Genomic DNA, 15767 nt, shown 5'->3' with positions numbered 1-15767 from the left:
TTTTTAATAGAATTGCTCAATACAATTATGTATTTTTGAACTTGATGAAACTTTTTAAATATATTTTCTGGATTTTGTACCGCATTTGGTTCTACATACTTGTAGCATTGCCCATACTTATCCTGTTCCCCATACTTTTAATTTCAATTTCAAAAGAATCGTGGTATCCTTTCTTTTTTAAAATTGCACGTATTTGGGCAAAATTCATATTAATTGGCATGGGCTTTAATTGGCAAATTAAGCGAAAGCAAACGCCCGAAAAAAACAAAAGCTATCTGTTTATAGCCAACCATACCTCGATGGCAGATATTATGCTGATGCTGGTGAGCGTTAAAAACCCGTTTGTGTTTGTTGGAAAAAAAGAGCTTGCCAACATTCCCTTATTTGGGTTTTTCTATAAACGCACCTGTATTTTGGTTGATAGAAGCTCGGAAAAAAGCCGAAAGGCCGTTTTTTTAAGAGCACAAAAACGATTGAAAACCGGTGTTAGCATTTGTATTTTCCCTGAAGGCGGCGTGCCCGAAGAACATATAATATTGGACGAATTTAAGGATGGTGCTTTTAGGCTCGCCATTAACCACCACATCCCTATTGTGCCCATAACGTTTGCCGATAACAAAAAACGGCTATCCTATACTTTTTTTAGTGGTGGCCCTGGGCGTATGCGCGTAAAAATCCATAAGTTTTTAGAAACCGAACATTTAAAAGTTGCCGACACAAAGACTTTAAATGAAGAAGCAAGAAGTGTTATTTTGGGACAACTAGAAAAGTTTAGCGTATAAAATCCCTAGAAAACAATTCGGTTTTTTAATTTTTACGGGATACCCACAGCAATATTTTTAATAAAACATCAAATAACTTAAAAATGCAAAAAAAAAGTTGCAAATGACGATTTTTTTTTTTTTACATTTGGATTGTTACTTACAAAATTCTTAGGTTAATTAAGAAGTCTCCTATAAATGAGTATTTAGCAAAACATGTTGCAACGTAGCTAGCGCTAGTTTTTTTATTTTCCTTAATAATTACAAGAGTAAAAGACTTCTTTAAACGACTTCTTAATTTTTAGACTTCTTAAACAACTTGTTTACTAACTATCCTAAAATTAATTTTTAGGATCAAACTTTAAAAATTATGAAGAAAATTTTGATTTTATTCGTTTTAACGATCAGTTCTATTTCATTTGCTACTAATGGCGTTGACTATTCAAATACTAATTTTTACCTTTATGAAAATAATGATTATGGGGTCTCTGCTGTAGCAATGTATTCTTGTACTGCAACTGTAACTTATAATGGGGTTTATAGAACTAGTTTTACTTATTATAGTGCAACTTATTCAGGGCTAGCAATAGCATGTGCTTTGGCAAGAGGCGATGCTGATGCTTATATTAAAAGTCAGCAATTAGCTGTGTTTTACTCTTTAGAAGAATTTTTAGGAGAACGAGCTAATCCAGGAGAGGAAGAGCCTTCAATATTTGATTAAAAATTTAAAAATGCAGAAAAAAATAAAATTACTTCTTTTTTTACCTCTTGGTTTACTTGCTCAAGAAAAAGGAATTTCAAACAATATTTTGTTTGTAAATTATACTTATTCAATTCATATGAAAGGTCTTCCAAGTGCATTCGTAGTTAACTCTTCTTTATCGGCAAATCAATATGGCTCTTTGTATGAGACATATTTATTAGGAAATGAAAATTTTAAAGAAGAAGAAGATTCAGAGAAAGGAGTAATTTTATCTATAAAGCCCAAAAATAACGATTTCATTTTCAAAGATTTTGAAGAAAGAAGTATTTATAGTATTGAACTTGTAGAGATGAAGCCGTTTCTAGTTAAGGATTCTATGAATATTTTTAACTGGGAAGTCAAAACAGAATTTAAAGATGTTATAGGATACAAATGCCAAAAGGCTACAACGCATTATAGAGGAAGAAATTATGAAGCTTTTTTTGCCATCGAGATTCCTTATCAAACAGGCCCTTGGAAATTTTACGGTTTGCCTGGGTTAATACTGGAGGTTTATTCAGTTGATGATGTTTTTAAACTTACAGCTAATAAATTGCAAATTAAAAATGCTGATTCTAACATAGAAAACCCATTTCAAACAAACATTCAAAAGGCTATCTCTTGGGATGATTTTTTAGTTCTTTACAAGGAAAAGTTCAATGAATTCTTATATTATAGAGGCCCAGGAGGATCAACTAGGAGAATACCTAAAGAAGGAATAGAAACTTATATTGATTGAAACTAACTCATACATACTTACTAAAAAAAAATAAATCCATACCAATTGGTATGGTTTTATTTTTTTTTACATCTATTTATGGTAATTCTCAAATTTATTTACAAGGTTTCATAAAATCTTCAAGTAATTCAGAACCTATACCATTTTGTAGTGTTTTGGTAAAATCTATTGATAATAATATAATTGCTTATTCAATAGCAAACAATGATGGGTTTTATACTGTTGATTTGCCAAGTAAGCACAAAAAATTAATTATAGAAACATCAATTATTAGTTATTTACCAACTATTAAAGAGATTGATGTTTCAGATTCAAATGTAGCAGCTTACACTTTAGATTTCGAATTAGATGAGCGTTTAACGAGATTAGAAGAAGTTTATGTAGCTTCCAAAAAAACACCAATAAAGATAAAGAAAGATACTACAGAGTATGATATTATTCAATTTAAAAACGGAAGTGAACGGGTGGTTGAAGATTTATTAAAAAAGCTGCCAGGAATTACCATAAGCGATAATGGCACTATAAAATTTAAAGGAAAACAAGTTACTACACTGTTATTAGATGGTGATAATGTTTTTAACGATAACTATACTATTGGCACTAAAAATATAGATTCTGACATAGTAGAAAGCGTTCAAGCTATAGAAGATTATGATCCGAATTATTTGTTGAAAGGAGTAAAAACGTCTCAAGATGTTGCTATTAATTTAGTATTGAAAAAAGGAATGTCCGATATTTCTGGAGACATAGAAATTGGAGCAGGCTTAAAGGACAAAAAGTATTTAAGAGCTAATGCAATTTCGGTGTCAAAAAAATTAAAAGGATTCTCTACTTTAAGCTATAATAATATTGGCGAAAACCTAAGTCCTTACAATTTTTCGTCAAATTCTTTAGACATAGCAAAGATTAACGAAGCCAATCAACGAAGCACAAATTTAATTAATAAAAACACGTTTAATTCTGTCTTAGCAGAAAACAGAACCTTAATAAACAGCAACTATTTTGCAAGTTTTAATGCGCTGTATAAATTCAATAACAAACTTTCTCTAAGATTTAACTATGGTCTATTTAAGGATCAATTAAAAAGAAGCGAAACTAATGATACAGATTATACTTTTGAAAATAATATTTCTATAAATACTCAAGAAAATTTTGTTAAAAACCCTTTCATAAACACTTTCGATTATGAGTTTATATATAAAATCAATAAAAAGTCTTTATTCACTGCTATTGGGAAAATAGATTTTCAGAACATTACTAGTGTTTCAAATGGCTTTAATAACGGAATTGCATTTGAAAATTTATCGAAAAGTGAAGATTTATTTTTTAGCAATAAAGCAGAGTACACATATAAATTCAATAATACCCAAGTTTTTCAATTTTTATCTAACGTATCTACCAATAATGTACCTCAAAATATAAATGTTTTTACTAATCTAGAAAGTTTTAATCAAAATATTGATTTAAAAAAGAGCGTAATTAATTTAGAAACTAAATATTTATCAAAGATTAAAAAAACAGAATACACATTGGCTTTGGGATATCATTATGATGAAAATTTCATGGATTCTAATCTTAACGGCATAACAATAGAAAATCAATTTTTATCAAACAATGTTTATTATAAACTATCAAAAATTTATTTTAATGTTAATTATAAATATAACATAAATAAATGGCAATTTTCTTCAAGTTTAAAAAACGAACTATTGAATGTTACAATTAATGATTTTAATTTAGATTACGCATCTCAAGAAAACACTTTATTATTTAATCCAACATTTTCAATTAACTATTATTTGAATAAAACATCTTACTTGTATTCAAGTTATAATATATCTAATCAAATACCTAATATATCAAAAACATATTCAGGATTACTGTTTATTAATAATAGGACGTTATTAAATAATAGTTTCAATTTTAATGCATTTAATAATAGCTCAATTAATTTTGGCTATAGAATCAATGATTTTTACAATCTTTTCCAGTTTAATTTATATACTAGATATGGTTTTAAAAAATATGGTTATATAAATAAATTAAATGTTAATGAAAATACAGATTTTTATACTTCAATAGTAGATGTAACAAAAAATAAAAGCTTGAATTTTGGCTTAGATATTGAAAAGTATGTACATGTATTAAAATCTACATTTAATATAAATAGTTCTTATGCTATTCAAGAATACCAAAATATGGTTAATAACTCTGGTTTGAGGGATAATACAAGTAAAACATTTTTTGGACAATTAGATATGAGAACAGGCTTTAAAAAAGCCATGAATTTTAACAATAAGTTATTATTTAATATTAATAAGTTTGAAACAGCTTTGAGTGATTCTAATACTGTTACAACTTTTCAAAATGATTTTTCTATAAAATATATTAAAGATGATTTTCAATTTACTGTAAATAGTCAATATTTTAAACCAGATTTAAAATCAAGTATATCTGGAGACTTGTTTTTAGACACCTTTATTTTTTATAAACCCAAAAGCAATAAAGTAGAATATCAATTTAAAGCCAATAATCTACTTAATAAGAAAGTTTATAAGAATATTAATAGTAATGATTTTTCAACTTCCATTTTTGAACATAATTTAATTGAACGATTCGTTTTGCTCTCTATCAATTTTAAATTCTAAAAAAAATCATAAAAAAAACTGCTCTGGGGAGAGCAGTTTTCCAGTGATATTGATTTTCGAGCTTACTGAAAACCAACATCTAGATCTAACCAAAAACCTAGAATTTAATGGCGAATCCCGTATAAACACCTATAAAATAGGGTGAAAAATCGCCAGATGTATTGCTAAACGTATTTATTTGATATTTAAACATGGGTTCTACATTCAAGTCTATTTTTTTAGAGACTTGGTAATTAAACCCAACACCAAAATTGGCGCTATAACTTACGTTATTTATATTGTTTGCTTCACCCAAAAAGGTTTTTCCACCACCCTCGGCTTCAGAATATATTTTATTATCACTTAAAAAAAACGAACTAAAACCGCCAATTAGGTTAATGCCCAATTTTTTGTTTACAAGGGCGTATTGCAGCTCTAAAGGCACTTCAATATAGCCCAGAGCTTGATTGATAGAGGTGCTGGTCGTGGCCAACAGCTCCGATTTACCGTTTAAACTTTCGCCACTAATAATGGAAGTGTTGGCACTACTGCTAGGACGGGCATCTAAATTTTTCAAAGTGCGCTTGCTGGAACTTACGCCAACCGATTGATACACCACCACATTGTTTGTGTTATAGCCCAAATTGACTTTGTTAATGCCCGATCGCACCTTTAGTTTAGCGTTTACCGCATAACTGGCACTTACCCCATAGCTCATGTTTACCTCGCCAGTTTTGGAATTACTGTTAAATTGCGGGTCGATGGAGGAACCTTCGCCCAAACTGCTAAAATAAACAGGCGCCGCATTGGGGGCGATACGCCACTTGTTTATGCTTTTTTCCTTTTCAACTTTATCGTTTGCAAGGGCTAGGGCTTCTTCAATAGTAAGGGCGTTCTTATCTTTTTCTTCCGAATTGGCAATCGTTGTGTTTTCTTTTGAGGCGTTGTTGATAAGTTCTTTAGCCTTTTCAGAAGCTATTAAGGTTTCCCCGGTTTGAAGCGCTTCTTTTTTGGTTTCAGATGTTGAGGCAACCTTGTTGTTCGCGGTATTGTTCAAATTGTTATCTTTCGATGTTTCTTCGGAATGGGAAGCGACCGTGTTTGTATTTCCGCCTATACCATTCGAGGATTTATTCGATTTTTGGGTTGAAGCTTCCTTCCAATTAAGCTTGTTTACGTTTTTAGGAGCGGTTGCGGGGTTATTGGCCATTGCTGGTTCGTTTGAAGCTTCTACGGCATTTGGGAGTACTTGTTCTTGCTTATTTTCAAAACCTTCTTCCTTATTTTTTTTCATAACAGCATCTTCCTCAACCGCAACTTTAACGGCATTTGTTGGGTTTGAGCTTCGGGTTTGCCCTTCTTGGTCGGTATTTACCACCTTATTTGTTGGAGGGTTTGGGGAGTTTTTAATGTACAAACCGCCCAAGGTTAAAAAAAGCAACAAGGCTGCGGCCACACCTGCATAGCGCCACCAAATGGGGATGATGCGGCGTTTTTTGTTTTCTTGGTTAAGTACCGCTTCAATATTTTTCCAAACAGCATCGTTGGGGGTCGCTTCAAAATCTTTAAAACGCTCTTGGAATAACCTGTCTATATGTTTTTTATCATTCATCTATAATGACTGTAAACGTTGTGTTGTTTTGTAATCTTCAATAGTTTGTTTCAAAATGAACCTGGCGCGCGCTAGGTTTGATTTTGAAGTCCCAATATGGATGTTTAGCATATCTGCTATGTCTTTGTGCGAATAGCCATCTAGCACGTACATATTGAAAACCAAACGGTACCTATCAGGCAATTCTTGAATAATTTTCAACAAATAATCCATGGACAGGTCTTCATCGTCCATTTCTATTTCAACTTCATCAACCACGGTTTCGTTAACCATATCAAAAACCTTTTCGCTTCTGTATTGCTGCATCACCGTATTTATGGTAATGCGTTTTAGCCAACCTTCAAAAGATCCCTTATTTTTATACTGCTCCATTTTTTTGAAAATGGTTAAAAACGCGTCTTGCAAATTATCTTCAGCTTCGGCATAATTACGCGAATACTTTAAGCACACCGCAAATAGTTTACTCGAAAAGAGTTTGTACAATTCACTTTGTGCTTTAGTATCATTGTTTTTACAATTTTCTATGAGTTGCTCTAAACTCAAATTAAACACGTATTAATTAATACCTAAACTTATTCTACTACCGGCACCTCTATTATTAAATATTGGTCTTCACCAGCTTCGTCTTCACCTTGCCAAAACTTAAAAACGTACGATCCGTTGCTGGTAACAATAAAGTTAAAGGTAGCCTCTTCCGTGGTATTTTCCAAAGTTTGGCAATTATCATTTTGATATACCAATGTGATAGGTGCCACCGTGCGTTCGTTTAGGTTTTTTGAATAATAAAATTCTTTGAAAACGTGGCACGATGTAGGTTTTAAATAGGTAACCGTTATGGGGTATGTTTCCCCTAATGTGAATTCACTGGGAATATCCACACTTGCAACTGGCAATATCTCAAAGTTGTAATTTGCCTCGTTATCATCGTTAAGACTGCACGAGGACATAAAAATTAGCATTAAACTTAGGGCAAATAACTTTTTCATCTCTTCACTTTTTTTGATTTGTTTTTATTGTTAGATGCATTTTTATTTGAAAGGTTGCGTGTATAAACAAAAAAATCCCGAGCTTATCGGGATTTTTTTGTTTATTCGCCAGCAGAGGCTGCCTTGGCAACTTTCCTGACCTTGACCTCCAGTTCGTCCATAAGTTCTGGGTTGTCTTTAATAAGTGCTTTTACGGCGTCGCGCCCTTGCCCTAGCTTGGTTTCTTCATAGCTAAACCAAGAACCGCTTTTTTTAATGATCTCGTTTTCAACGGCAATATCTAAAATCTCGCCTACTTTACTAATGCCTTCTCCGTACATAATATCAAATTCGGCGGTTTTAAATGGTGGCGCCACCTTATTTTTAACCACTTTTACGCGGGTTTTGTTACCCGAAACGCTGCCATCGGTTTCTTTTATTTGGGTAGAACGACGAATGTCCAAGCGAATGGATGCATAAAATTTTAAGGCATTACCGCCAGTTGTTGTTTCTGGGTTGCCAAACATAACACCAATTTTTTCCCGTAATTGGTTGATGAAAATAACTGTGCAATTGGTTTTGCTAATGGAAGCGGTTAATTTTCGTAAGGCCTGCGACATTAAACGGGCATGGAGCCCCATTTTAGAGTCGCCCATTTCACCTTCAATCTCGCTTTTTGGAGTTAGTGCCGCTACCGAATCTATCACCACAATATCAATGGCGCCCGAGCGTATTAAATTATCGGCAATTTCTAGGGCTTGCTCCCCATTATCGGGTTGTGAGATGATTAAATTTTCCAAATCGACCCCTAACTTTTCAGCATAAAACCTATCAAAGGCATGTTCTGCATCAATAAATGCCGCAATCCCTCCTGCTTTTTGGGCTTCTGCTATGGCGTGCAAAGTCAGTGTTGTTTTTCCCGATGATTCTGGCCCGTAAATTTCAATTACCCGTCCGCGCGGGTAGCCGCCAACACCTAAAGCGATGTCCAAACCTAACGAACCCGATGAAATGGCATCCACATCAACCACTGCTTGGTCGCTCATTTTCATCACCGTTCCTTTGCCATAGGCTTTATCTAATTTATCTAACGTAAGTTTTAATGCTTTTAACTTTGCTTCTTTTTCGCTGCTCATCTTTATTTATTTTTTCTGAAGTAATGGATGCTAAAATACTATAAGTTTTGTCATCTTACAATTTTATAACGCAACCTTTTTCAACATTCTGCATCTATGAAATAGAGTTGGGAAAATTTTTGCTATGAAAAAAATTAAATCGGCTTTAAAGCAGACTAACTCAAACTATTCTTGGAAAGCACTTATTAAATTTAATAGGTGCTTTTTTTGTTATAAAATGTTAGTTTTATTTTTTCTTGACAGGGTTTTCATATATTAAGACCCATTAATTCATGCTAATTAGTAACATTCGTTTCTAAAAGATTTCTAAAAAATTGTACTTTTGCGCTTTAGTTTCATTTTCCCTTCCTTTTGGGAAGGTTATGATGGGCTTCTTTAACCTTAAAACATTGGTATAGCATGCAACTGTACAATAAATTAAGCGCGAAAGAAAGGGCCGCATTAATCGACCACGCAGGAAAAAGTCGGTTAACACTTTCTTTTTACCAATATGCCAACATTGGCAATCCGCAACTTTTACGCGACCATTTGTTTTTAACCTGGGACACACTGGATGTTTTGGGCCGTATTTACGTTGCCCACGAAGGTATAAACGCACAATTATCAGTTCCTGCCGACCGCTTCAACGAATTCAAAAACCATCTTGATAGCATTGATTTTTTAAAGGACATCCGTTTGAATGTTGCCATAGAGCACGACAATAAATCGTTCTTAAAGCTAAAAGTAAAGGTACGCGATAAAATAGTGGCCGACGGTTTAAACGACGCAACTTTTGATGTGACCAACAAGGGCATCCACTTAAAAGCTGAAGATTTCAACACCTTTATAGAAGACGAAAACACCGTTTTGGTGGATATGCGCAACCATTACGAAAGCGAAATAGGCCATTTTAAAAACGCCATCACGCCCGATGTGGACACCTTTCGGGAATCGTTGGATATTATTGAAGCCGATTTAAAAGACCACAAAGAAGATAAAAATTTGGTGATGTACTGTACCGGCGGTATCCGTTGCGAAAAAGCCAGTGCCTATTTCAAACATAAAGGCTTTAAAAATGTGTATCAATTGGAAGGTGGCATTATTGAATATACCCGCCAAGTAAAGGAACAGCAGCTGGAAAATAAGTTTTTGGGCAAAAATTTTGTGTTCGACGACCGCAGAGCGGAAAAAATAAGCGACGATATTATTGCGCAATGCCACCAATGTGGCGAACCTTTTGATATACACACCAATTGCGCCAACGAGGCCTGCCATTTGTTGTTCATCCAATGCCCTAAATGCAAGGAAACCATGGAAAACTGCTGTTCCACAACCTGTATGGACATTAACAGATTGCCCTACGAAACACAAAAAGAACTTAGAAAAGGCCAGGGCAACAGCAACGACATCTTTAAAAAAGGACGTGCCCACCATCTTAACCACCAAAAAGATTTAAGGAATATTTTCGACCATTTTCAAAAGAAACAATAAAAACGAACCTATGCAAAAAATTGAATTAATGGCACCCGCAGGAAATTTTGAATCGCTGCAAGCCGCTTTGGATAATGGCGCAGATTCCATCTATTTTGGGGTTGAGCAGTTGAACATGCGGGCAAGAGCCTCCATAAATTTCACTTTAGGCGATTTAGCTGAAATCTCAAAACGCTGCAAAGCCAAAAACGTAAGAACTTATTTAACCTTAAACACCATTATTTACGACCACGATTTATCCATCGTAAAAACCCTGATAAACAAAGCGAAAGAGGCCGATATTACCGCCGTTATCGCTATGGACCAAGCCGTTATCATGGCAGCACGCGAAGTGGGCATGGAAGTGCACATTTCTACCCAAATAAATATTACCAACATTGAAACCGTTAAATTTTACGCTTTGTTTGCCGATACGATGGTTTTAAGCCGCGAGTTAAGTTTACGACAGGTAAAGAAAATAACCGAACTTATTGAAAAGGAACAGATAAAAGGCCCATCGGGAAAATTGATTGAAATTGAAATTTTCGGCCATGGTGCCCTATGTATGGCGGTTTCTGGAAAATGCTACATGAGCTTGCATGCCTACAATTCATCGGCAAACCGTGGTGCCTGCAAACAAAATTGCCGCAAAAAATATACGGTTATAGAGCAGGAAACCGGCTTTGAAATGGAGATTGACAACGAATACATCATGTCGCCCAAAGATTTGTGCACCATCGATATTCTGGACCAAGTGGCCGATGCCGGCATCAAGGTTTTAAAAATTGAAGGCCGCGGGCGCGCACCAGAGTATGTTGCCAAAGTAATAAAATGCTATCGCGAGGCCATTGATAGCTTATATGCTGAAACTTACCAAAAAGAACAGGTGGTTATTTGGATGCAAGAACTTGAAAAAGTGTATAACCGAGGGTTTTGGAACGGGTATTATTTGGGGCAAAAATTGGGCGAATGGAGCAATGGTTCGGGGTCGCACGCCACCCAAAAAAAGGTATATATTGGCAAAGGCACGCACTTTTTCCCGAAACCACAAATAGGCGAATTTAAAATTGAAGCCTTCGATATTGCGGTGGGCGACACTATTTTAATAACGGGCCCCACAACGGGCGCCAAAGAATTGGAAGTGGGCGACATGATGGTAAACGACCAAAAATCATCAAAAGGCACCAAAGGCGATTTGGTAACCATTCCGCTTGGTTTCAGAATCCGTCCTTCCGATAAATTGTATAAAATTGTTGAAAATAAAGTAGAAGCTTAATGGTGGTTATCACATTGCAGCGCAACAAATGCATTGGGTGCAATTATTGTGTGGAGTTGGCGCCCAATCAGTTTCAAATGTCGAAAAAAGATGGCAAATCGGTGTTGCTTCATTCAACGGATAAAAAAGGATTTTTTACTTTAAAATCCAATGAAAACGATATTTTAGAGGCTTGCGAAAATGCTTCCAAGGCCTGTCCTGTTAAAATAATTAGCGTGAAGTTGGTTTAAAATGTGCTGTATAACCATTCATTTTCATCAAAAAAATGATAATTCGTCTTCTATTTTAAAGTAAGCATAATAATCTTATCTTTACGTTTTCAAATAATTATGAACCTCCTTCCAATAAAACTTCGGTTTTAGTTGGAATCAATATATAAAATGTATGGCTTGTAACAGTTGTTCAACTGGAAAAGACGGACAACCCAAAGGATGTAAAAATAATGGCACGTGCGGAACGGATAGTTGTAATAAACTTACGGTGTTCGATTGGCTGGCCAATATGTCGCTTCCAAACGGAGAAAAACCGTTTAATTGGGTAGAAGTCCGCTTTAAAAACGGTAGAAAGGAATACTATTTAAACTCCGAAAACTTAACGCTAAGCATTGGCGATGTGGTAGCAACACAAGCGCCATCGGGCCACGATATTGGCATGGTTACCCTTACGGGAGAATTGGTACGCGTTCAAATGAAGCGTAAAAACATATCGGAAACCCCCGAAGAGATTTTTAAAATATACCGAAAAGCAAGTCAAAAAGACATCGATATCTGGCGGGATGCACGCGATAAGGAAGAGCCCATGAAAGTGAAGGCACGCCAATTTGCCATCGATTTAAAACTGGCCATGAAAATTTCCGATATCGAGTTTCAAGGCGATGCCAGTAAAGCAACGTTTTACTATACGGCCGAGGAACGGGTTGATTTCAGGGAACTCATCAAAGTATTTGCCCGCGAGTTTAGGACCCGAATTGAAATGAAACAAGTGGGTTTTCGCCAAGAAGCATCCAGACTTGGTGGCATTGGTTCCTGTGGGCGCGAATTATGCTGTTCAACATGGCTAACCGATTTTCGTTCGGTAAGCACCTCGGCAGCGCGCTACCAGCAGCTATCATTAAATCCACAAAAATTGGCAGGTCAATGCGGCAAACTAAAATGCTGTTTAAACTATGAACTGGACAGTTATTTGGATGCCCTTAAAAGTTTCCCAAAACCCGAAATAAAACTACAAACCGAAAAAGGAACGGCCGTTTGCCAAAAAACCGATATTTTCAAGGGCCATTTGTGGTACGCATACGAGGGCGAATGGGCCAATTGGCACAAAATAACCACCGTACAAGCCAACGAAATTATTGCCCTAAACAAGAAGAACGAAAAAATTGTTAGCCTGGAAGAATATGCCATAGAAGTTGTTGAAGATACTAAAACAGCGTTTGGAAACGTTGTAGGTCAAGATAGTTTAACGCGCTTCGATAGTCCAAAACCCAGTAAAAAACGTAAAAATAACAAGAACCGGAACAACAGGAACAAAAACAAGAACCAAAAACCCCAAAAGCGTAAAGATGATGCGAAATAATGTGTTGTTATTTTTATTGATATTTTTTTTGGTTCTAACTTCATGCGACCCCAACAGGGTATTCGATGGCTACCAAGCGGTGCCCGAAAAATGGCATAAAGACTCCATTATCAGCTTCAAGATTACGCCACCAGACTCTACAAACACCTATAATTTATTTGTGAATTTACGCAACAACAACGCATACAAATACAATAATCTGTTTTTAATCGTCGAAATGGTGTTTCCCCATGGCAAAACCTTAACCGATACCTTAGAGTACAAAATGGCAGATCCATCAGGAAAATTTCTAGGCACCGGTTTAATGGATATTAAAGAAAACAAACTCTGGTATAAAGAAGGGGTCATTTTCAAGGAAAAAGGCGATTACCAAGTTAACATTCAACAAGCCATGCGCGAAAACGGCAAAGTAAACGGCGTTACCGAACTTGAAGGCATTACCGATGTAGGCTTCCGAATTGAAAAACCAGCAAAAAACACCCCCTAACTTTAAGCTCTTATAACTTAAAAACACTTTATACACTTAAAACTTTAGGCACTTATTATATGGCAATAAAAAAACAACCATCGGCAAACCAAGACTTCTCAAAATACATCCGTAGGTTTTGGATGCTGTTCGCAGGAGGTATTCTGTTTGTAATTCTCATTTTCTTGTTGGCCTCTTGGGGCCTTTTCGGAACGATGCCAGACCACACACAGCTGGAAAACCTAAAATCAAATTTGGCCACCGAAATCATTTCTTCCGACGGAAAAACACTTGGAAAATTTTATTTGAACGATAATAGAACACCCGTAAGTTATGAGGAACTGCCCCAACATTTAATTGATGCCCTATTGGCTACTGAAGATGCCCGTTTTCACGACCATTCCGGTATCGATGCATTTGGAACGCTTCGTGCCATCGTAAAACTAGGCGGCGGCGGCGGCGCCAGTACCATTTCGCAACAACTGGCAAAACAGTTATTCCATGGGGAAGGTTCTAGAAACAAACTGGGAAGGTTGACCCAAAAAATTAAAGAATGGATTATTGCCACCCGTTTAGAACGCCAATATACCAAAGAAGAAATTATTGCCCAATACTTTAATATTTACGACTTTTTAAACAATGCCGATGGCATAAGAAGTGCCGCACGCATCTATTTTGGCAAAGAACCTAAAGAACTAGATTTAAAGGAATCGGCCATGTTGGTTGGGATGTTCAAAAACTCATCGTTGTTCAACCCTAGAAAGCGCGAGGAATTAACGCGTCAGCGTCGTAATGTGGTGCTTTCCCAGATGGAGAAATATGGTTATATCAATGAAAAAGTGAAAGACTCACTTCAAAAAACACCATTGGATTTAAACTATAATCCAGAATCCCACCGCGAAGGCATAGCCACTTATTTTAGAACGTATTTAGATGGTTTTATGAAAGATTGGATTAAAAACAACCCAAAACCAGATGGCACCAAATACAATTTATACAATGATGGCTTAAAGGTTTACACCACCATCGATTCGCGCATGCAGCTCTATGCCGAAAATGCTGTGCAACAACACATGGCGCAACTGCAAAAAGAGTTTTTTAAACAAAACACACCCGAACGCAACAAAACGGCCCCTTTTTTGGATTTAACGCCCGACGAAATAAAAACCTTATTAAAAAACGCCATGAAACAATCGGAGCGCTGGCGCAAAATGAAATACGATTTGGGGAAATCGGATAAAGAAATAGAGGCCTCTTTTTACAGACCAACCGAAATGGCCATTTTCGCCTGGAAAAAAGGGAAGGCGACAGAAATCGATACCATTATGAAGCCCATCGACTCCATTCGCTACTACAAAACCTTTTTAAGAACGGGCATGATGGCTATGGAACCCCAAACTGGCCACGTTAAAGCTTGGGTAGGCGGTATTAATTACAGACATTTTCAATACGATATGGTTAAACAAGGAAAACGGCAAGTAGGCTCAACCTTTAAACCCTTTGTATATGCCGCGGCGATAGACCAATTACATTATTCGCCCTGCGACGAATTTCCAGACACCCCATTTTGTATTGAAGCCAACAAATATGGCAATTTGCAAGATTGGTGCCCAAAAAACTCCGATGGCAAATATGGTGGCACCAGAACCTTAAAAAATGCGCTAGCAAACTCGGTTAACACCATTACCGCACGATTAATGGACAAAGTAGGCCCAAAAAACGTTATAGATTTAGTTAAAAAACTGGGCGTGGAATCAAACATTCCAGAAGTACCTTCTATTGCCCTCGGAACTGCCGATTTGAGTGTTTATGAAATGGTTGCAGCTTATGCGGCATTTGCAAATAAGGGCGTTTATACACAGCCCGTTATGGTAACCACCATTGAAGATAAAAACGGCACGGTACTGTACCAATTCAAGCCAGAAACACGCGATGTGATAGGCGACGAACCGGCCTATGTAACCGTAAAATTGTTGCAAGGCGTTGTAGAGTCTGGATCTGGGGCACGATTGCGCAGAACGGGACCACCCGATCAATTTTATAAAGACATCATAACGGGCTACCCCTACGGTTTTACAAATCCAATAGCCGGAAAAACAGGTACCACACAAAACCAAAGCGACGGTTGGTTTATGGGCATGGTACCCAATTTGGCAACCGGTGTTTGGGTAGGTGGCGAAGACAGATCGGTGCACTTTAGGTCTATACTTTATGGCCAAGGCGCTTCTATGGCATTACCCATTTGGGGCCTTTTTATGAAAAGTTGCTACAATGATAAAACCTTGGACGTTTCTACCCAAAACTTTGATGCCCCAGCACAACTATCCATTAATGTTGATTGCTCTAAAGGCTCTGGAAATTACACCGATGGCATAGGCTCTGATATTCCTGACGATTTGACTTTTTAAATTTAATCCTTAAA

Annotated in this window: 14 protein-coding genes; 10 read left to right on the top strand and 4 right to left on the bottom strand. The window is 36.3% G+C overall.

Going from position 1 to position 15767, the window contains the following annotated elements; all coding sequences use genetic code 11:
• The first annotated feature begins 44 nt into the window (after positions 1-44).
• The 4 genes from GQO80_RS04220 to GQO80_RS04205 all read left to right on the top strand — a co-directional run bounded on the left by GQO80_RS04220 (position 45) and on the right by GQO80_RS04205 (position 4890).
• Entirely contained in the window at positions 45-782 is a 738-nt protein-coding gene (locus GQO80_RS04220; RefSeq protein ID WP_157207081.1) for a lysophospholipid acyltransferase family protein, read from the top strand.
• 349 nt (positions 783-1131) lie between these two features.
• Positions 1132-1482: a hypothetical protein gene (locus GQO80_RS04215; protein WP_157207080.1), complete on the top strand. Its 351-nt coding sequence runs from the start codon at positions 1132-1134 to the stop codon at positions 1480-1482.
• A 10-nt stretch (positions 1483-1492) separates the two neighbouring features.
• Positions 1493-2242, top strand: coding sequence for a GLPGLI family protein (locus tag GQO80_RS04210; RefSeq protein ID WP_157207079.1), 750 nt, complete (start codon positions 1493-1495; stop codon positions 2240-2242).
• A complete protein-coding gene (locus GQO80_RS04205; RefSeq protein WP_157207078.1) occupies positions 2239-4890 on the top strand; it encodes a TonB-dependent receptor in 2652 nt (883 codons plus the stop codon). The genes GQO80_RS04210 and GQO80_RS04205 overlap by 4 nt, the downstream gene beginning before the upstream one ends.
• A gap of 97 nt (positions 4891-4987) precedes the next feature.
• Here GQO80_RS04205 and GQO80_RS04200 read toward each other — a convergent pair whose 3' ends face one another.
• The 4 genes from GQO80_RS04200 to recA form a co-directional block, all read right to left on the bottom strand.
• A complete protein-coding gene (locus GQO80_RS04200) occupies positions 4988-6481 on the bottom strand; it encodes a hypothetical protein (protein ID WP_157207077.1) in 1494 nt (497 codons plus the stop codon).
• Positions 6482-7024, bottom strand: a complete 543-nt coding sequence (locus GQO80_RS04195; protein WP_157207076.1) for an RNA polymerase sigma factor — start codon at positions 7022-7024, stop codon at positions 6482-6484. It abuts the gene before it with no gap.
• Between the two features lie 29 nt (positions 7025-7053).
• Entirely contained in the window at positions 7054-7467 is a 414-nt protein-coding gene (locus tag GQO80_RS04190) for a hypothetical protein (RefSeq protein ID WP_157207075.1), read from the bottom strand.
• Between the two features lie 101 nt (positions 7468-7568).
• Positions 7569-8582 (bottom strand): recombinase RecA, encoded by a 1014-nt coding sequence (gene recA / locus GQO80_RS04185; RefSeq protein WP_157207074.1) that lies wholly within the window; start codon positions 8580-8582, stop codon positions 7569-7571.
• A 399-nt stretch (positions 8583-8981) separates the two neighbouring features.
• Here recA and trhO point away from each other — a divergent pair, with 399 nt between their 5' ends.
• The 6 genes from trhO (at position 8982) to GQO80_RS04155 (ending at position 15753) form a co-directional block, all read left to right on the top strand.
• Positions 8982-10052 (top strand): oxygen-dependent tRNA uridine(34) hydroxylase TrhO, encoded by a 1071-nt coding sequence (gene trhO / locus GQO80_RS04180; protein WP_157207073.1) that lies wholly within the window; start codon positions 8982-8984, stop codon positions 10050-10052.
• 10 nt (positions 10053-10062) lie between these two features.
• Positions 10063-11307, top strand: coding sequence for a peptidase U32 family protein (locus GQO80_RS04175; RefSeq protein WP_157207072.1), 1245 nt, complete (start codon positions 10063-10065; stop codon positions 11305-11307).
• Positions 11307-11537 carry a ferredoxin gene (locus GQO80_RS04170; protein ID WP_157207071.1) on the top strand — a complete coding sequence of 77 codons (231 nt, stop codon included), beginning with the start codon at positions 11307-11309 and terminating at the stop codon, positions 11535-11537. The genes GQO80_RS04175 and GQO80_RS04170 overlap by 1 nt, the downstream gene beginning before the upstream one ends.
• A 154-nt stretch (positions 11538-11691) precedes the next feature.
• Positions 11692-12879: a PSP1 domain-containing protein gene (locus tag GQO80_RS04165; protein WP_157207070.1), complete on the top strand. Its 1188-nt coding sequence runs from the start codon at positions 11692-11694 to the stop codon at positions 12877-12879.
• A complete protein-coding gene (locus GQO80_RS04160; protein ID WP_157207295.1) occupies positions 12869-13366 on the top strand; it encodes a gliding motility lipoprotein GldH in 498 nt (165 codons plus the stop codon). The genes GQO80_RS04165 and GQO80_RS04160 overlap by 11 nt, the downstream gene beginning before the upstream one ends.
• Positions 13367-13425: 59 nt before the next feature.
• Positions 13426-15753: a penicillin-binding protein 1A gene (locus GQO80_RS04155; RefSeq protein WP_157207069.1), complete on the top strand. Its 2328-nt coding sequence runs from the start codon at positions 13426-13428 to the stop codon at positions 15751-15753.
• Positions 15754-15767 lie beyond the last annotated feature (14 nt).

It is taken from the genome of Mariniflexile maritimum (assembly GCF_009746565.1).
In the GTDB taxonomy this organism is placed as follows: Bacteria; Bacteroidota; Bacteroidia; order Flavobacteriales; family Flavobacteriaceae; genus Mariniflexile; species Mariniflexile maritimum.
Note: the sequence above shows the minus strand (reverse complement) of the source record. Positions and strands in the feature narration are given on the sequence as shown.